23 protein-coding genes are annotated in these 16,937 nt (G+C 65.4%); 9 read left to right on the top strand and 14 right to left on the bottom strand.

Annotation, left to right across the window (positions count from 1 at the left end):
- Positions 1 to 259: 259 nt before the first annotated feature.
- The 4 genes from C450_RS00510 to C450_RS00525 all read right to left on the bottom strand — a co-directional run bounded on the left by C450_RS00510 (position 260) and on the right by C450_RS00525 (position 2,101).
- A complete protein-coding gene (locus tag C450_RS00510; protein ID WP_005038652.1) occupies positions 260 to 1,090 on the bottom strand; it encodes a carbon-nitrogen family hydrolase in 831 nt (276 codons plus the stop codon).
- The gene (locus C450_RS00515; RefSeq protein ID WP_005038653.1) at positions 1,090 to 1,521 is read right to left on the bottom strand and encodes an SRPBCC family protein; all 432 of its coding nucleotides are present in this window, start codon (positions 1,519 to 1,521) and stop codon (positions 1,090 to 1,092) included. Before C450_RS00515 ends, C450_RS00510 begins: the two co-directional genes overlap by 1 nt.
- Before the next feature lie 94 nt (positions 1,522 to 1,615).
- On the bottom strand, positions 1,616 to 1,840 hold the full coding sequence (locus C450_RS00520) for a DUF7123 family protein (protein WP_005038654.1): 225 nt from the start codon (positions 1,838 to 1,840) through the stop codon (positions 1,616 to 1,618).
- A gap of 69 nt (positions 1,841 to 1,909) precedes the next feature.
- Entirely contained in the window at positions 1,910 to 2,101 is a 192-nt protein-coding gene (locus C450_RS00525) for a DUF7525 family protein (protein ID WP_005038655.1), read from the bottom strand.
- Positions 2,102 to 2,296: 195 nt separating this feature from the next.
- On the opposite strand from C450_RS00525, the gene C450_RS00530 reads away from it, so the two are divergent.
- Positions 2,297 to 3,235 (top strand): LEA type 2 family protein, encoded by a 939-nt coding sequence (locus tag C450_RS00530; RefSeq protein WP_005038656.1) that lies wholly within the window; start codon positions 2,297 to 2,299, stop codon positions 3,233 to 3,235.
- A gap of 90 nt (positions 3,236 to 3,325) precedes the next feature.
- Positions 3,326 to 4,096 carry a lamin tail domain-containing protein gene (locus C450_RS00535; RefSeq protein ID WP_005038657.1) on the top strand — a complete coding sequence of 257 codons (771 nt, stop codon included), beginning with the start codon at positions 3,326 to 3,328 and terminating at the stop codon, positions 4,094 to 4,096.
- A gap of 45 nt (positions 4,097 to 4,141) precedes the next feature.
- Here the strand turns inward: C450_RS00535 and C450_RS00540 are convergent, their stop codons facing one another.
- Together C450_RS00540 and C450_RS00545 are read right to left on the bottom strand one after the other, a co-directional pair.
- Positions 4,142 to 5,176, bottom strand: a complete 1,035-nt coding sequence (locus tag C450_RS00540; RefSeq protein WP_005038658.1) for a phosphate signaling complex PhoU family protein — start codon at positions 5,174 to 5,176, stop codon at positions 4,142 to 4,144.
- Between the two features lie 86 nt (positions 5,177 to 5,262).
- Positions 5,263 to 6,426 carry an ATP-NAD kinase family protein gene (locus tag C450_RS00545; protein WP_005038659.1) on the bottom strand — a complete coding sequence of 388 codons (1,164 nt, stop codon included), beginning with the start codon at positions 6,424 to 6,426 and terminating at the stop codon, positions 5,263 to 5,265.
- Between the two features lie 109 nt (positions 6,427 to 6,535).
- Here C450_RS00545 and C450_RS23135 point away from each other — a divergent pair, with 109 nt between their 5' ends.
- On the top strand, positions 6,536 to 6,661 hold the full coding sequence (locus C450_RS23135; RefSeq protein WP_273837564.1) for a hypothetical protein: 126 nt from the start codon (positions 6,536 to 6,538) through the stop codon (positions 6,659 to 6,661).
- A 9-nt stretch (positions 6,662 to 6,670) separates the two neighbouring features.
- On the opposite strand, the gene C450_RS00550 is transcribed toward C450_RS23135, so the two are convergent.
- From C450_RS00550 to C450_RS00575, 6 genes are all read right to left on the bottom strand, one after another.
- Positions 6,671 to 7,393: a competence/damage-inducible protein A gene (locus C450_RS00550; protein WP_005038660.1), complete on the bottom strand. Its 723-nt coding sequence runs from the start codon at positions 7,391 to 7,393 to the stop codon at positions 6,671 to 6,673.
- A gap of 154 nt (positions 7,394 to 7,547) precedes the next feature.
- Positions 7,548 to 7,952: a helix-turn-helix domain-containing protein gene (locus tag C450_RS00555; protein WP_005038661.1), complete on the bottom strand. Its 405-nt coding sequence runs from the start codon at positions 7,950 to 7,952 to the stop codon at positions 7,548 to 7,550.
- Between the two features lie 101 nt (positions 7,953 to 8,053).
- Positions 8,054 to 8,764: a DUF2270 domain-containing protein gene (locus C450_RS00560; RefSeq protein ID WP_005038662.1), complete on the bottom strand. Its 711-nt coding sequence runs from the start codon at positions 8,762 to 8,764 to the stop codon at positions 8,054 to 8,056.
- Positions 8,765 to 8,854: 90 nt separating this feature from the next.
- On the bottom strand, positions 8,855 to 9,322 hold the full coding sequence (locus C450_RS00565; RefSeq protein WP_005038663.1) for a YeeE/YedE family protein: 468 nt from the start codon (positions 9,320 to 9,322) through the stop codon (positions 8,855 to 8,857).
- Positions 9,319 to 9,831 carry a YeeE/YedE family protein gene (locus tag C450_RS00570; protein ID WP_005038664.1) on the bottom strand — a complete coding sequence of 171 codons (513 nt, stop codon included), beginning with the start codon at positions 9,829 to 9,831 and terminating at the stop codon, positions 9,319 to 9,321. Before C450_RS00570 ends, C450_RS00565 begins: the two co-directional genes overlap by 4 nt.
- Positions 9,832 to 9,834: 3 nt before the next feature.
- Positions 9,835 to 11,019, bottom strand: a complete 1,185-nt coding sequence (locus tag C450_RS00575; RefSeq protein WP_005038665.1) for an MBL fold metallo-hydrolase — start codon at positions 11,017 to 11,019, stop codon at positions 9,835 to 9,837.
- A gap of 207 nt (positions 11,020 to 11,226) precedes the next feature.
- Between C450_RS00575 and C450_RS00580 the strand changes: the two genes are divergently transcribed.
- From C450_RS00580 to C450_RS00600, 5 genes are all read left to right on the top strand, one after another.
- Positions 11,227 to 11,472, top strand: a complete 246-nt coding sequence (locus C450_RS00580) for a sulfurtransferase TusA family protein (protein WP_005038667.1) — start codon at positions 11,227 to 11,229, stop codon at positions 11,470 to 11,472.
- Positions 11,473 to 11,530: 58 nt separating this feature from the next.
- Complete coding sequence (locus tag C450_RS00585; protein WP_005038668.1) at positions 11,531 to 12,100, top strand: DsrE/DsrF/DrsH-like family protein; 570 nt, start codon at positions 11,531 to 11,533, stop codon at positions 12,098 to 12,100.
- A 72-nt stretch (positions 12,101 to 12,172) separates the two neighbouring features.
- On the top strand, positions 12,173 to 12,613 hold the full coding sequence (locus C450_RS00590; RefSeq protein WP_005038670.1) for a DUF302 domain-containing protein: 441 nt from the start codon (positions 12,173 to 12,175) through the stop codon (positions 12,611 to 12,613).
- A 2-nt stretch (positions 12,614 to 12,615) separates the two neighbouring features.
- Positions 12,616 to 13,176 carry a class I SAM-dependent methyltransferase gene (locus C450_RS00595; RefSeq protein WP_005038672.1) on the top strand — a complete coding sequence of 187 codons (561 nt, stop codon included), beginning with the start codon at positions 12,616 to 12,618 and terminating at the stop codon, positions 13,174 to 13,176.
- Between the two features lie 249 nt (positions 13,177 to 13,425).
- Entirely contained in the window at positions 13,426 to 14,577 is a 1,152-nt protein-coding gene (locus tag C450_RS00600) for an MBL fold metallo-hydrolase (protein ID WP_005038673.1), read from the top strand.
- Between the two features lie 10 nt (positions 14,578 to 14,587).
- Here C450_RS00600 and C450_RS00605 read toward each other — a convergent pair whose 3' ends face one another.
- Both C450_RS00605 and C450_RS00610 read right to left on the bottom strand, forming a co-directional pair.
- The gene (locus C450_RS00605; RefSeq protein WP_005038674.1) at positions 14,588 to 15,232 is read right to left on the bottom strand and encodes an SdpI family protein; all 645 of its coding nucleotides are present in this window, start codon (positions 15,230 to 15,232) and stop codon (positions 14,588 to 14,590) included.
- Between the two features lie 81 nt (positions 15,233 to 15,313).
- Positions 15,314 to 16,285: a PLP-dependent cysteine synthase family protein gene (locus C450_RS00610; RefSeq protein ID WP_005038676.1), complete on the bottom strand. Its 972-nt coding sequence runs from the start codon at positions 16,283 to 16,285 to the stop codon at positions 15,314 to 15,316.
- 124 nt (positions 16,286 to 16,409) lie between these two features.
- On the opposite strand from C450_RS00610, the gene C450_RS00615 reads away from it, so the two are divergent.
- Positions 16,410 to 16,787 carry a thioredoxin family protein gene (locus C450_RS00615; RefSeq protein WP_005038678.1) on the top strand — a complete coding sequence of 126 codons (378 nt, stop codon included), beginning with the start codon at positions 16,410 to 16,412 and terminating at the stop codon, positions 16,785 to 16,787.
- Positions 16,788 to 16,937: the final 150 nt, after the last annotated feature.

A 16,937-nucleotide genomic window follows, 5' to 3' on the forward strand; every position in this document is an offset into this window, starting at 1 on the left:
ACTGCGTCTACAACGTCGAACAGGCCGTCAAACAGTGAATCCCGTCGCCTCTACGGGTTCAATAGCGCCGTGGCACACTGATCGAACCGGCGTCGCTGGGGCTTACCGGTTTTGAGTGTATCGAGCGAAACGGGGTGGGGGTGGGGGTGCGGTGGGCGCGGTGGTGGCGGGCGCGTTGTTGCCGGCTGCAACGAGAAAAGCGTCACGTACCGGCACCTAGGATAAGGTTCGTGCGCCGGATAAACCTCTCGTTTCCCGTCTATCGTCGCCGATCGCGCCACGCCGGAAACTCCTCGCGGACCGTCTCGACCCGGCCGGGATCGATGTCGGCGGTGACGGTGGCCGGTGCGTCGTCGGTCTCGGCCAGCACGTCGCCCCACGGATCGTACACCGTCGAGCGTCCACAGAGCGCCGTTTCCGAGGCGTCGGACGCTTCGCTCTCGAACACGCCGGAGCCGTTGCAGGTCGCCACGAACAGTTGATTCTCGATCGCTCGCGCTCGCGGGAGGAGCTGCCAGTGTTCGACTCTGGGGTATGGCCACGCACTCGGAACCAGAATCAGGTCCGCGCCAGCTTCCGCGAGATCGCGGTACAGTTCGGGGAAGCGGAGGTCATAGCACGTCGTCATCCCGACCGTGAATCCGCCGATGTCGGCCACGCCGAGCGACTCGCCGGGCACGAGCAGGTCGGCTTCGGCCGAGTCGTACCCAAACAGGTGGTGCTTTCGGTAGGTCGCCTGGCGTTCGCCCGATCGATCGAATAACACCGACGCGTTCGCGAGACCGCTTTCGGCAGGCGTCGCCAATCCGTCCGCCGCGCTCGCCGCGAGATCCTCGACGATGCTCCCCGCGAGCACGGCCACGTCGTGATGGTTTGCGGCGTCGGCCACCGAGCCGAGTGTTGGCCCGGCGAGCGATTCTGCACGCTGCTCGTACTCGTCGAACGTGAAGTACCCGACAGTGAAGATTTCGGGGAGACAGACGAGCTCCGCACCCGCCGCGGCCGCGTCCTCGATCGCGCCCAGCGCCCGCTCAACGTTGCCAGCGACATCGCCGGCCTCGATCCGGAGCTGGAGGAGCGCGAGTTCCATCAGGCCTCGATTTCGGCCGCGTTCCGGATAGCGGTTTCGAGGTTGTCGAGCTCGCCGTCGAGGTTGCGTTTGAAGAAGCGCTCGACGCCCGGTACTTTCCCCTCGACGGTGAAGCGATTCCTGAGTCGCGTGCCGCCGCCATCAAGCGGTTCGAGATCGTGTTCGCCGATGACGCGCATCACGCGCGAACGGCCGACGAACTCGACGTGTTCGGGTGATTCACGAACGGTGTCCTCGGTCTCGACCGCGATCGTCTGGCTGACGAACGGGATCGGGAGTGAGATGTGCCACGTCGCGTGGGTGTCGTCGTGGACGTCGAACGACTCGACGACGCTGATCGGGCGCGCGCGTTTCGCCGGGTCGGCGATGAACTCCCAGACGCGCTCGGGCGAGGCTTCGAGTTCGAAGGTGCGTTCGACCCGGACAGTCATATCGAGTAGAGGGCTCGGTCGGGTAAAAGTCCGCCGACCCGAGAAAGCACGGCCGCGATCGATCGGCTGTCGTTCGGTCGACGAGTCCGGACAGTCAGCCCGGCGAAACGCGCCACGTCGTCGACTTGGCGCGACCCCACTTCTCGATCTCGATGTCGTCAGTGCGCTCGGCCAGCCGCGGGAGGCGAACGCCGACCTGCTTCGAGCTCAGGCCGAGCTGCTCGGCGATGTTTTTGGATCGGAAGTACCGTTCGCCACGCGACACGCTGTCGTGGAGGTACGCGAGAATACGGCGGTCTTCCTCGGTGAAGTCGCTCATTGTACGTACTACGGCCGTGACGTCCTTAACCCTTTGTGGCGAATCGAGCCGCTCCTGTCTCCGTCGTCCTCACCCAGTGAGGTGAATCCCGACCACGAGGATCGCACCGGCGAGCACCGCGGCCGCAAAGCCCCACGCGGCGACGACCTGACTGTGCGCGAGCGCGGCGGCGAACGCCACGAGCGCGCCAGCGAGTCCGAGCAACCCGAACAACACCGCAAACCCTACACTGCGGTCGCTTCCGACGGTTTCGGTAGCCATGCCACCGCTATCGGCGGCGGGGACTTATACTGTCGGAAAGAACGAACCACGAGTCCATGCGTGAACACCCGATCGCTGTCCCGCGATTCGTTCGTCTTCGATGGGTGAAGACGTTTTTCCGACAGTATCGTTCCATGCCGCGGAGGTTATGCCGCCGCCGGCCCGATCCCAGCCAATGAGGCGATCGCCACCCGGATGAGCCTGCGTGGCCTGTTGCGCACCCTCGTGATCGCCGTCGTCGTTCTCGGGCTGATCGTCGGCGGGGCGGTGGTGTTCGGCGTGATCGAGCGACCGTCGATCGTCGACTCCGAGAGCCGGTTCGCCGGGGTGAACGCGAGTACGACCGTCGTCGATACCGACGTCGTCGTCACCAACCCGAACCCGATCGGCGTCCGCCTCAGCAACACCACGGTCGGCCACACCATCACGATGAACGACATCGAGATGGGCACTGGGAAGAAAAACGGGTTCGAGCTGAGCGACGGCAACACGACGATCGGTCTCACGACCGCCATCGACAACCAGCGAATTCCCGCGTGGTGGGCGAGCCACGTCGCGAACGGCGAGCGATCGCAGGTCGTCGCGACCGCGCGCGTGCGCTCGTCGCTACTCGGTCGCACGGCCAGCGTCAGCGAGACCGAAACGATCGAGACCCACATCACGGATGGGTTCAATTCGACCGAATCGCGGCCGGTGAACGCGAATCTCCCGCTCGTCGACGATCCGGTGCTGGTCGTCGACCGAACGAGCGCGACGTGGGGCGAGGTGACCGACGAGGCGACGCCGTTGGCCACCGAGATCGTCGTCTCGAACCCGACGTCGATCCCGTACGCGATCAGTCGGATCGACTACGAGGTCACGATGAACGACGTGACCGTCGGCAACGGGACCACTGCCCGCGGATACACCGTCCCCGCCGGTGGCCAGGAGACGATCCGTGGGGACGTGGCGATCGATAACAGCAAACTCGACGAGTGGTGGGTGTCACATATCGAACGAGAGCAACAAACCGAGCTCCAGGTCGATTTCACTGCCGTCGTCGAACTCCCCGACGGTGAGACGGTCCGAGTCCCGCTCGACGAGCTCGGGTACACCACCCAGGTCGAGACCGACGTGCTCGCCGCCGACGGCTGATCGACCGGAGCGGTCGTCCCTTGGGAAGTGGCTTCCCATCGGTGTTCGGTACTAGCAAGGTAATTGTGTCCCCGGTTACGAGACGAGACCATGCAACGGCGGTCCGCGATCGTCGTGGCCCTCGCGATCTGTGCGGTGTTCGCGGGCTGTTCGCAGTTGGCCGCGCCTGTCGACGAGGGGACACCGACCGCGACGACGGAGTCGACGGCTCCCATCACCGCATCGCCAACCGACACGTCCCAGTCGGCCGAAGCGACCCCAACGGCGACCGAAACCGCGTCGGCCACGACGGCCGCAACGCCGACGCGAACCACTACGACGACGCCGACTGCAACCGTGACGGCGACAGCAACCGCGACTGCGACCGCAATACCGACTGCAACCGCGACGCCGACGCCAACAGCAACGCCGACCCCGACCCCCACACCGACACCGGAACGTCCGCCGACGGCGACTCCGACACCGTCCACGACGGCCACGTCGACTGCCTCAACCCCGCCATCGACGACAGCCTCGGGATCGCCGACACCGCAGTCAGCACAGCTAACCATCACACGCCTCGACGCCGAGAACGAGACGGTCGTGTTCCGCAACGCCGGCAACCGATCGCTCGATCTCGATGGGTACGTCGTGGACTTCGACGACGGGCAACAGCACACGTTCTCCCGGTACGTCCTCCGACCCGGTGAGACAGTCACGCTCAACACCGGGCGGGGCGACAACACCGGTGCCGAGCGCTACGCTGGCTTCTTCTATCCAGTGATCAACGACGCCAGCGATACGGTGCTCGTCGAGACACCCGGTGGACGGATCGTCGACGCCCGACAGGTGTCGGCAGAAACGTCGACCTCGGGTGGGTGAGATCACGCTGGATCGCGTGAACTGTGGGCGCGATCGAGCCCGTTGCTACAGGATCGTGGTGTGTTCGGACTCCTCGTTGAGCGCGAGATTCGTCGCGATCTCGGCGTTCCGGACGGCGTACTCCGCCGTCTTGGCGAGGCTGACGAGCACCTCACGCACCCGGAGGAGACTCTCGTTGTCCATCTCGGGCAGGTCGTCCAAGATCTCGCTCTCGCGGTCGTTGATCTCGGCGAACTGCCGCCGGACTTCGATCGTGCGCTCGAAGTCGCGTTCGACGGCCGCCTGGACCGCGAGTGCGGAGATCTCGTCGACCTGATCGGTGAACTCCCGGATGCGGCGCATCGTCGCGTCGTCGACATCGAGGGTGTGGCCCGGCGTTTCCATCGCGATGTCGGCGATGTCTTCTGCGTTGTCCGCGGTGAGTTCGAGGTTCTTCGCGATGGCGCGATACCCCACCAGGGGAAAGCCGTCGTCGAGGTCCACCGCCCGCGCGAGGTTGGGGTTCTGGTAGGCGGTGAAGATCAGCCGAAGGAGAAGGACGAAGATCTTGTTGGCCTGGCGCTCGCGGTTCAGCGCGCGCTGGGCGAAGTCGGGGTTGCCGAGCGCGAGCGCCTTCACCGCCTCCTCGCGCATCGTCGAACCCGTGGATTCGAGCCGTTCGAGGAGGTTGTCGAGCGTGAAGTCCTCGGGATCGACCGAACACCGGATCGCGATACGCTCGGGAGTCTCCTCGATCACGCCGAGGCCCATCAGCTGGGTTTCGGCGTTGTAGACCGCGTTGATGTGTTCGGAGTCGAGAGTACCTTCCGCGACCTCGACGTGGATCACCCGTCGACCGAGGACGTACTGCGCGACGATCGCGCGCTCGACCGCGTCCGCGTCGAGGTTCTCGGCGTGGATCGTCGCCTTCGACTCCTCGGTCTGGGCCGACTCCGACAGCACCGTCAGCGTCCCCTTGCCGCCCATCCGAAGCGACACCTCGTCGCCCTTCTCGACATCGTGTGCCGACGCCCACTCGGCCGGTAACGTCATCGCCAGCGTCGAGGGGCCCAGCCGCTGGACCTTCCGCGTCTCAACCATACCGGGAGTCGACGCGCCCACACACCTTAATCTTCTCCCTATGTCACTAAACGAAGTCGGCGGCCTACTAGCTCACTGGCTGAACGCTAGACGACCTTCATCAGCCGGCGCTCGACCCGCCCGATCCTGACCTTCCGCCAGCCCCGGAGTTCGTCGTCGAGGTCCGTGTCGCCAGTATCGACGCGCAGCACACCGATGTCGTCGAGCTTGCGGCGCGAGGCGACGATCTCGACATCCGACTGTCGGAGCACGTCGGGCGAGAGCTGCTGGTTGCCGCGGCCGAAGACGAACCCCTGGCCACCGATCGGCGAGACGACCACCACGTTCCGGTCGCCGAGGCACGCGAGGATCTCGTCGGCACTCGCGTCGCGGGCGAGCACCTCGCCCGCCGGCCACTCGCCCGCATCCGGCCCCGCCGGGTCCGCACGCCAGACGTCGACGCCGAGCGGCGTTCCTTCGAATCCGAGTTCGTCCGCGATCGCCCCGACGGTGCTGCCGGGACCAAGTACGTACGTCGTGCCAGGCTCGATCTCGCTCGCGACCCCCGCCGCGAGCGTTGCGACGGTGCCGCCGCCGAGCTGTTTGCTCGATTGGATCTCCTCGGCGACTGGAACCTGGGCGAGCGCTCGAAGCTCGGTGTGGACCTCGCCCTCGCGATAGGCGTCCTCGTCGATGTCGTTCACCTCGCGGGACTCGGTGTCGTCGAACGTCGCCGCGATCCGACCTGCCGCGCGGGGCGAGACCGCGAACACTGAGGAGTAGATCTTGACGCCAGCCGGTACCCCCAGAATCGGAATTTCACTACTACGCTCTTCGAGCGTCTCGGCGACGTCGACTGCGGTGCCGTCGCCGCCGACGAACAGGACTAAATCGACCCCCTCGTCTCGCGGCTCCGCCGCTCGACCGTTCCGTTCCGCCGCCGGCGGAACGTGCTCGGCGAACCGCCGGACGGCCTCACGGGTGTCGGCAGCCCCGGTCTCCGTGGGCGGGTCGGTCACGACTTCGCATTCGAAATCGACATCGTGGACGATCGACGCACCCATCTCGCCGCCGGCAGCAAGGAGTTCGATCGTCTCGTCCGCGTCCGCAGCGTGAGTAACGAGCGACGCGAGCGCGTCACGGGCGCGACCTGGTGCGCGCGGCTCTGCGCCGCGTGCCCGTGCCTCCTTGACCTTGCCATCGGTCCCTTTCAACCCGACACGGCCACCCATCCCGGCGATGGGATTCACCACGAAGCCGACCCGTCGCATACCCTCGCTATCGCCGGCGACGAGAAAAGCGGTCCGGCTCCGGCGGTAGTGGTTCGAGTTGGTGTAGCTCGGATGGAACGCTTAAATCCCGGGCGCGCAAGCGTCCGGCATGAGCGAGATCGGCGTACTCCTCCAGGAGGGCGTGCAGACGGGTGTCATCAACGGAGCCGGCTACGCGGTCGGAATCGCGGGGATCGTCATCGCCGCGGTTTGGTGGGCGTATCTCTACCGCTGAATCCGGTGATTAGCTCGAGCCGGCTTCAGCCGATTCGTCGGCTGGCTCCGCCACGTCGACACGGTCGCTGAGCCACGCGGCTGCCGCCGCCGCCTCCTCGGCGTCGTCGCTTTGGAGCTTGAGTCGGACGTGTTCGCCCGGATAGCTTCCCACCGTGACGTCGAAGCGTTCCCTGACAGCGGCGATCCGGTCGAGCAGCGCGCTCTCGGGTTCGGCGGCGCGGACCCACTCGACGTGCGAGATCGTCCCCGAAAACTCCCCCGCGACCGTCTCGAACATCGCGTGCATCTCTTCGGGGACACCGGGAAACACGTACACCGACTCGACAACGCAGCCTGGCGCGACCCCGGCCTCGTTGTGGAGCACTCGTGCGCCCGCCGGGAGGTCGGCGGTGCCAGCAGCGAGATCCGCGCGCTCGTAGCCGCCGTGTTCGGCGAGCCATTCGATCGCCTCGTCGTTCGTTTCGAGGTCGCGGTCGAACGCCGCCGCCACGGCGTCCATCGTCAGGTCGTCGTGGGTTGGCCCGAGTCCGCCCGTGACGAGCACCGCGTCGTAGCGGTCGTGGAGTTCTGCGACGGTGTCCGCGATCGTCTCGATCCGATCGGGTACCACGACACACCGCTCGACCGTCGCGCCGCGCTCCGTGAGCCGGCTCCCGAGCCACGCGGCGTTGGTGTTCACGGTGTCGCCCGCGAGGAGTTCGTCGCCGACCGAAACCAGGCCAACGCGCATGGCCGGTGTTGGGTGGCGGGTGATAAAAGTCCGCAGGTCCCAGGTGCGCTCGGCATCTCACGATCGCTCCGTGCGGACGAGCCTCCGTCGTCCGTTCAGTCACTGCTCTACCTGAACTGCCGGTGGGATCGTCGCCCGGCGCGGTTCGGGTGACTCAGCCCTCGACGGCCGCCGTGGGCTGGTCGGACGGCTCGTACTTCGTCCGGAACTCCCCGATGAGCTGGCCCATCTTCGCGTACCAGTCGTTCAACATGCGTTGCATCTCGTCGGCGACGACGTCCGGATCGGTCGGCCGGAAGACGTGGTAGTAGCCACCCTGCTCGTAGTTGACCTGCTCTTTCTGGACGAACCCCGCCTGGAGCAGTCGCTGGAGCGAGCGATACACCGTCGAGCGTTCTCGGTCGACCTCCTCGGCGATCTCGTCGACGGTCAGAGCTGCGTCGTGACTGACGACGACTTCGAAGCAGTCCCGGTCGAGATCGGTCAGGCCGTGGAAACATTCGAGGAGCCCCTCACACTCCATGTCCGCACGAAGATACTCCGCCATCGAGTCGGGCATTGGTTACGCCCTGTAGTCGTGGAGCGAATAAAGACGTTGTGCATGCTCCGCACGACTGTACACGACCATCACGGTCGAACTCGTGCCATCGAGAGTGTGGCTCACTGTTCGGTGTCGCCCCAGACATCGACGTCGGTCAGTCGGAGTTCACCGTTCGCCTTCCACGTCCGCGGTCGGCAGGCGACTACGGTTGCGGCGACGAAGAACGCGGCGACGAGTCCGGTCACGACGATTCCGGGAATGGCACCGATCGCGGCGCTCGCCGGCCACTCCGTCGCCTGCATGAAGGCGGTGATCCGGATAAACCAGGCGACGAGGAGCACGGCCATGAGTGGAAGGTACACCCGGCGCAGGCGGTGGGCGAGCGCTTCCTCGAAGCTGATCTTGATCTTCGGCTGGCGGTAGTCCTCGCTCAGCTCGCGTCGCCAGTGGGGGTCGCTGATGTCCTTCGAGGCGTCGAGTGCGTTCGCGAAGACGTTCTCCTGCATCAGTCGGACGCGCGACCGCCAGAGATCGTAGCCCCGGTATCGACGGGCCTCGATCACGAGGAAGACGGTGAGCATCGCCAGTCCGATCAGCACGATGTAGTGGGGGTTGTTGCCCGTGAACGCCCACGTCAGGATCGCTGCCATGATCGTGATGGCCCAGTTGGTCGTGCGATCGAGGCGCTCGCGCCAGAACTTCATCCGGTGGACCTCGCCGCGGTAGAGATGGGCCATCGAGGAGCCAGGCCCCATCCCTTCCTCGAACATCCCGCGACCGATGTGGCGCTCGACCTCACCGGTCGGATCGAAGGGTGTGTCGTCGCTCACGAGTCCCCCTCGATCCGCGATAGCTGTTCGTGGTCGGTATCGTGCTCGTGTTCGGTGTTTCGCATCATCTGGGAGTCGAATCGGGGACGATCAGTCGCTCGGTGTGACCGTTCTATCGGTTTCCTGTCGATACGCGCGCCAGTAGCCCTGAGCGTACGCACCGAGGAACATCCCGGCGATCCCGAGCAGGATCGGGTAGTTCCCGATGCCGAGGCTGGCGTACGCCGAGCCCGGACAGAGCCCCGAAATCCCCCAGCCGACGCCGAAGACCGCTCCGCCGAGGAGCACGCTGCGGTCGAAGGATCGCTCGCGTTTGCCGTAGGGATCGCCGGTGAGCGGTGCACGGTCGAGGTGGCGCGTCGCCAGCGTGATGACGGTTCCAGTGACGGCCGCCGCCCCGCCCATCACGAAGAGGAGTCCGAGATCCTCCAACTGGAGGAAATCGAGGACGATCTCGGGTCTCGCCATCCCGCTGTAGGCGAGGCCGAACCCGAACAGCGATCCGCCAACGGCGATCAGCGGCACGAACAGCGGGTGACGGGTGCCGTTCGCGCTCATGGTGTCACCCCGAGCGCCTGCATCGAGAGTGCGGTCCCGATCGCGACTGCCATGAACGTCGCGACGTTCGCGAAGGAGGTCCGCGACAGCGACGCCAGCCCGCTGATCCCGTGGCCGGAGGTACAGCCCTTCCCGATCCGCGTCCCGACACCGACGAGGACGCCACCGCCGAGCAGTCGCCACGGCTGGACATCGGTCGTCCAGCCACCCTCTCCGAGAAGGAGGGCGTAGACGGCCGCGCCGGCGACCATGCTCAGCGTGAAGACGAGCCGCCAGTCACGTGTGGCGAGATACTTCGCCCGGTTGAATCGTGGGATCTTCGAGACGTACGACAGCGTCGACTCGAAGAACGTGCTCGCGCCCGGCGTGATCGCCGTCCCGAGGTAGATGATCGAAACCCCGAGCCCGATGAGGACGCCGCCGATGGCGTACTGGCCGATTCCACGGGGGAACAGCCCCGCGAGCGATGCCTGTCCGATGACCGTCAGGACGTCGAACTGTCCGATCATCGATCAGTCGCTCGTCAGCGCGTCCTGGCTCGCCGCACAGTTGTTGGGGCCCTGTTCGAGCGCGAACGCCTCCTCGTCGGTCGGCTCGCGTTCGCCGAGATTTGTCGCGACGATTGCCTCGTAGTTGCTCGGTCGTGGCGGCATATTCGATTGGACGAGATCGACGAACGCTGCACGGTCCATTCCGAGTGCGTCCATTCGAGATTCGAGATCACCGAGTCGAGCCGTGTACGTGCCGTCGTCGGCCTCGGCGTTCCCGCTGAAGTGGCCTGGAGCAACGACGGTCTCGTCGGGAAGCTCCAGCACACGCTCGTGCAGCGTCTCGTGGAGCTGTTTCGCGGCGTCGGCTGCGCCCTCGGCTCCCGCTTCGAGATCGGGACGAGCGACGCTCTCGATGAACAGACCGTCGCCGGCGAACAGGACGTTCCCGATCCGGTAGGCGGTCATCCCCGACGTGTGGCCGGGCGTGTGAAGCGCCTCGATCTCGGCCTCGCCGACGGCGATCGTCTCGCCGTCCTCGATCGTCGCATAGGCAGTGTCGTCGACGCCGCGCTCGGCGGCGGATGCGGGAAGGAACGCTTCCGCGCTGGTCCCTGCGGCGACACGCCGGTTCCCGCTGATGTGGTCGGCGTGGATGTGGGTGTCGAGCGCGGCCGTGATCTTCGCCCCCAGCGTGCGCGCGTCCTGATGATAGGTGTCGGTGAACGTCCGGAGTGGATCGACGACCGCGGCCTCGTCGCCGCTGACGACGAGATACGAGAGACAGCCGCTGGAGGGCCGCTGGTACTGGACGATCGTGGCGTCGACATCGACGGCGAGTTCGTGGGATTCGTAGAGCTCCGCCCAGCCGTTCATGCCGCGTGCGAGATGGCGCACCCCGTAGCCGCGTTCGTGCAGCAGGCCGGCGACGTACTCGCTCGAATCGCCTTTCGCACAGAGAACCGTCACGTCCCGATCGTCGGGAATCCCCTCGAAGACCTCCTCATCGACGTCGCCGAGCAGGAATTCGAAGTACGGTACGTTCCGGACGGTGACGTTCGGTCCGTCGATGTGCCACTCCTCGAACGCCTCACTCGCACGCGTATCGAGCAGAAATACGTCCTCGTTGTCGTCGATGCGCTCTTTCAGTTCGTTCGGCTCGATCGATTCGACATCGACAGCCGGGTCGGGAAACGTTTCGTCACTCATCGTACCCGCCACTACCCGTTCGATCCCAATAAGCGTTCGTATAGAATAGTGAATTCTATGCAATATAGATCGGTCGAAAATGGGTTGTATGGACTCCTTAGTGGATTCGGTGCAGTCTTCGGGGGTCTTCGAGAGAGGGATGTTCGACAGATGCACAAGACTTTTGCAATACCGAGGTTGTATTGTTCGATGGAGGCAAGACAGAACATGAGCGACGAACACGATACTGCCGAGACGCTCGACGTCAAAGGTGAGAACTGCCCCATGCCGGTCATCGAGACCAAGCAGGCGGCCGACGAGTTGGAGAGCGAGGAGGTGCTCGAAGTGCTCGCGACCGATGCCGGGAGCATGAGCGATATCAAGGGGTGGGCCGGCTCGACCGCGGGCGTCGAACTGGTCGATCAGACCGACGACGGGGACGTGTACAAACACTACGTCCGGAAGACCGCATGACGGCCACCGACGAGATCGGGTCGTGCGCGTCGACCGGTCGATCGACTGAGAGGCGACGATGAGCACGGAGACCCGATCCACCGCTGGCGAGTCGATCGAGGACGGTGCCGGCCTCGAAGCTCGCATCGAGGAGCTCGAAGCCGAACTCGCCGCGATCCGGGACGACGACGATCAGCGGATGGTCATCATCGCGACGAAGGGGACCCTCGACATGGCGTACCCGCCCCTGATCCTCGCTTCGACGGCCGCAGCTTTCGGCTGGGACGTGACGGTGTTTCACACGTTCTGGGGGCTCGAACTCCTCCACGAGGAACACTCTCAGGAGCTGGGCCTGAGTTCGGTCGGCAATCCCAACATGCCGATTCCGAACGTCATCGGGGCGCTTCCCGGCATGGATCGGGCGACCGCGAAGCTGATGGAGCGACGCATCGCCGACAACGACGTCGCGAGCGTCGAAGAGCTCGTTCGGACCGCACTCGATAGCGGGGTCGATCTCCAGGCGTGTCAGATGACGATCGATCTGTTGGACTACGACGAAGCCGACTTCTACGACGGCGTCGAGACGGGCGTCGGCGCGGCGAGCGCCTTCCAGCGCATGACCAACGCCGACATCCAACTCCTCGTCTGAGTCGGCCCGCTCCCACACACCGGATCTCACGAACCGAAAACGATTTTCACGACAGACACAATACTCTACACGATGACGCTCCCCATCGACCCGAGCCAGCTGGACGAAGACGACATCGGTGTGAAACGAACCACCCTGGAGATGAGCCACGAGGACGCGATCGAACACGTTCGGACGGTGTTCACCGACGCGGGCTTCGGCATCCCTGTCGAGTTCTCGCCGTCGGAGCTCCTCAACGAGAAGGTCGACGCCGACCGCGACCCGTACTACGTGCTGGGTGCGTGCAACCCCGCGATCGCCGACCGCGCGCTCGACGCCAGTGAGGACCGAATGGGTGGGCTCTTTCCCTGCAACGTCGTCGTCTGGGAGGAAGAGCCCGGCGTGCAGACCGTCTATCACGTCTCGATCATGCGGATCGCCCGGCTCGTCGGGATGGCTCCGGACGACGACGCGATGGCCGACATCATCGAGGACACCGGCGAGCTCGCCGACGAAGCGTTCGAGGCGCTGTGACGATGGGCTATCACACCTTCGATGCCGACAACGCCGATAAGCTGGAGGAGACGGCGTGGCGCTACCGCTTCCTCTCGGCCGAGGAGCTGCTGTGGGCGATTTCGCCATCGCCGGAGCACGTCGTGGCCGACCTCGGCAGCGGCACGGGGTTTTACACCGACGACGTCGCGTCGCACGCCAGCGAGGTCTACGCAGTCGACGTCCAAGAAGCGATGCACGAGTACTACCGGGAGAAGGGGGTTCCCACGAACGTCGAACCCGTGACGACAGGCATCGAGGAGCTTCCGTTCGAGGACGCGAGTCTCGACGCCGCGTTCTCGACGATGACCTATCACGAGTTCGCGAGCGACGACGCGTTCGCGGAGATCCGTCGGGTGCTCCGGCCCGGGGGACGACTCGTCATCATTGATTGGACGGCCACGGGAACCGGCGAGAACGGCCCGCCGCTCGACGAGCGATACACCGCCGACGCGGCCGCGGACGCGCTCCGTGACCACGGGTTCGAGATCGAGCACGAGACCACCCGTCCGGAAACGTTTCTACTGGTCGCTACGATCGAGTAGCCTCACGTCGGTTTTCACAGTGCCATCGGGGTTGGGTCGTGATGTGGCCGACTCCGCCCACACCACGGGTGTATTTCGCTCCAAAGACGGATTCATCCGACACGTATCGAACGGTCGTCCGGGTTCGGCGTCGCCGGGCGACCACCGAGCACGAACCCGGTGTGTGTCGTCGGCAATACGATTCGTGGACCCGATGAAAACGCCAGAGAAATGTTTATTTGTCCCAATACCGTACAGAAAGCCAGAACCATGTTCGAGACGATCACTGCCAGAGAACTCGCTGACGCACAGGACGAAGGTGTGGACGATTTCATACTCATCGATACGCGCCCGGCGGACAGCTACGAGTCGTGGCGCGTGCCGGGTGCGGTGAACGTCCCGTTCGGGCCGGCGGAGACGCTGGGGACGGACCAGCGCGAGACGATCAGTTCGTTGGCGGACGACAAGCGGATCGTCACGATCTGCGGGAAGGGGGCGACGTCGACGACCCTCGCCGCCGAACTCGACGCCGACGGGTTCGAGGACGTCGCGGTCGTGACAGGGGGAATGCGCGAGTGGAACTCGCTGTATGAGACGGCTCGTGTGGACACGAGGGACGAGGATCTCCACGTCGTCCAGTTCCAGCGCCGGGCGAAAGGCTGTCTCTCCTATCTCGTCGGCTCGAAACGTACGGGCGAGGCGGTCGTCATCGATCCCACGCGACACACCGATCAGTACGTGACAACCGCCGCCGAGCACGGAATGGCGATCACTCACGTTCTGGATACCCACGTTCACGCCGATCATCTCTCCGGCGGACGGGAACTCGCGACACGGCTCAGTGTCCCCTATCACCTCGGCGAACGCGCGACCGAGCGCGACCTCGGCCACGAGTTCGAACCGCTGGCCGACGGCGCGACGATCACGGTCGGTGATACCGAGATCGAAACGCTCGGTGCGCCAGGCCACACCACCGAGATGGTCGCCTACCGCGTCGGTGACGACGCCGTGCTCACCGGCGACAGCCTGTTCTTCGATTCGGTCGGTCGTACGGAGCTCGAATTCGGCGCGGAGGGGGCCGAAGAGGGTGCGGAGATGCAGTACGAGACGCTCCACGACACGCTGCTCGAACTCCCCGGAGCGCTGACCGTCCTGCCGGGCCACGTCACCGTGAACAGCGACGGCACCTACGAGAACGCTTCACCAGGCGAACTCGTCGGGCGATCTCTTGAGGAAGTTCAGGACCGACTCGGCCTCGTCGACCTCGACCGGGCGGCGTTCGTCGAGCGGATGGTCGAGAACGTCCCCGAGAAACCCGACAACTACGAGACGGTGATCGCGATCAACCGAGGTGTCGAGAGGGTCGAGAGCACGCGTGCGGCGACGATGCTCGAGACAGGTGCGAACAACTGCGCGGCCTGAAACGCGCGCCTCACGCCGTCCGCTGGCGTCGGTACGCGACGTAGGAGTAGACGGTGACGTATACGACGGCGAGCAGGATCGGGACGACGACGAACAGGGTGGCGGCTGCGGGGAAGACGAGCCCGCCGAGCGAGAGGACGCCCGACAGTTTCAGCGCGAGCGCGGCGCGGCGGTTGGTGCGTTCCCATACCGTATCGTCGGCGAGCGTCCACGGCGTGCGGACGCCGGCGATCCAGTTCGGTTCGGCGCGCTCGACGAGGAGTCCGCTCGCGTAAAACACCGCAGCGAGACCCGGTGCGAGCGCCGCACCGATAGGTGGCTGGATGCCGAGATTCCAGAGTAGCACGAGTCCGTGGACGTAGAGCAGGAACCACGTCATCCCGGCGGCGAACCACTCGTAGAGCCCGCGAAATTGCTCAACGTTCGCCTTTCGTGGATCAAACTGCGGAGAGACCAGGAGAAGCGCGTACACCCCGGCCGCGAGCACTGGGAGGAGGAACGCACCCGCGAGCCGCGACATCGTGCCGTCGGCCTCGCCGCTCGCGCTCCAGTGGGTCGCCATCCTGGCCGGGAGCTCCGGATAGACGACGACGCTCGCGAGGAACGCGAACACGATCGCTGCAACGCCGACGGTCCGGGGGCGGCGGTGTTTCACGACGCGAGCTACGATTCGTGCCGGTATAAGTTCCCAGTCTGTCACGAGTGTCCGTGAACCATCCTCAACGAGGTCGGCCGATCACCCGTCGAACATCCCGGTCGAGAGATACCGCTCGCCGCTGTCGGGAAAGACGGTGACGACCAGCGGACAGTCATCGTACTCGGTGGCGGCCGCTCCGCTTCCGTCGGCCCGGAGCTCCGTCGGGGCGGGCGGGCAGTCAAGTTTGGGTTCGGCGAGCCGTTCGGCGACCCGCTGGGCCGCGAGGTTCGCTGCGCCGCTCGACTGGCCGACGATGATTCCCTCCTCACGCGCAAGGCGGCGACACTCGGCTTCTGCGGCCTCGATCCCGACGGTTTCGATCGTGTCGATCAGCTCGCGGTCCAGGATCTCACTCACAAACCCAGGGCCCATTCCCTCGAAATCGTCGATTCCCGCTTCCCCGGTCGAGAGCACGGCGTTCGCCTCCGGTTCGACCGCGACGACATCTATTTCGGGGTACTCCTCACGGAGTCGGCTGGCGATCCCGGTGAGCGTCCCACCGGTGCCGACCGCGGCGACGAGGGCATCGACGGTCCGATCGCCGACCTGCTCCGTGATCTCAGCGCCGGTCGTCTCGTAGTGGGAGCGGACGTTCGCCCGGTTCTCGAACTGCCGGAGCTGGACCATTCCCTCGGCTTCGAGTTCGTCGGCACGTGCTTTCGCTTGCTCGATCTCACCGTCCACGAGTTCGAGGTCCGCCCCGTAGGCCGCCATGACCTGCCGCCGTTCTTCCGATTTCGAGGCGGGCATGACGACCGTGAGGTCGTACCCCTTCGCCGCCGCGACGACGGCGAGGCCGATTCCGGTGTTGCCGCTCGTCGGCTCGACGAGACGATCGCCGGGTTCGAGGCTCCCCTCGCGCTCTGCGGCCTCGACCATCGCCTTCGCGGGGCGGTCCTTCGCCGACCCGCCGGGGTTTTTCGACTCGATCTTCGCGGCCACGGTCGCACCCTCGGGCGAGCCGACCTGCACGAGGGGCGATCCGATGGCGTCGAGGATGCTGTCGTCCATTGCGTGGCGATACGGAGCGTGGCCCTAAACCGATGACGGGATCGGTGATTCGTGCGCGACGTGATTTATCGACGTCGTGTGGAGGATGCGGGAAGCCTAAGCACGCCGGCACCGAACGACACCCATGAGCCTCGAAACGATGTCGCCGAATCCCGTCTGGAATCCTGCGGGCTACGAGGACGCGGTCGACGCCGTCGCCGAACACGCCGACGAACTCACCGTCCGAGTCTGGGCCGGCGATTGGTGCAAGGACTGCCGAGCCATCCTCCCGGACTTCGCGGCGGCGCTCGGCGAGGCCGACGTTCCCGAGGAGCGGATCGAAGAGTACGCGCTGGATCAGGACAAGCAGGGCGAACTGGTCGCGGAGTACGGAATCGAGTACATCCCGACGATCGTCATCGAGCACGACGGCGAGGAAGTCGCACGGTTCGTGGAGGACGAACCCGAACCGCCGATCGTCCATCTCGCCGAGCAGCTCGACGCGCCCGAGCCGACGAACTAACGCGGGCTGTCGTCCGTTGGAGTCGATTCCGGATCCGCGTCCGTGTCGGGCGCGAGCCGTTCTACCCACGACAGCGCGTCCTCGACCTCGGTCTGCGGTGGCGAGCAAGTGAACGATCGGCAGACGTACGCCTGTCTCTTATACACATCT

Origin of the sequence: Halococcus salifodinae DSM 8989, from assembly GCF_000336935.1 — an archaeon.
GTDB lineage: Archaea > Halobacteriota > Halobacteria > Halobacteriales > Halococcaceae > Halococcus > Halococcus salifodinae.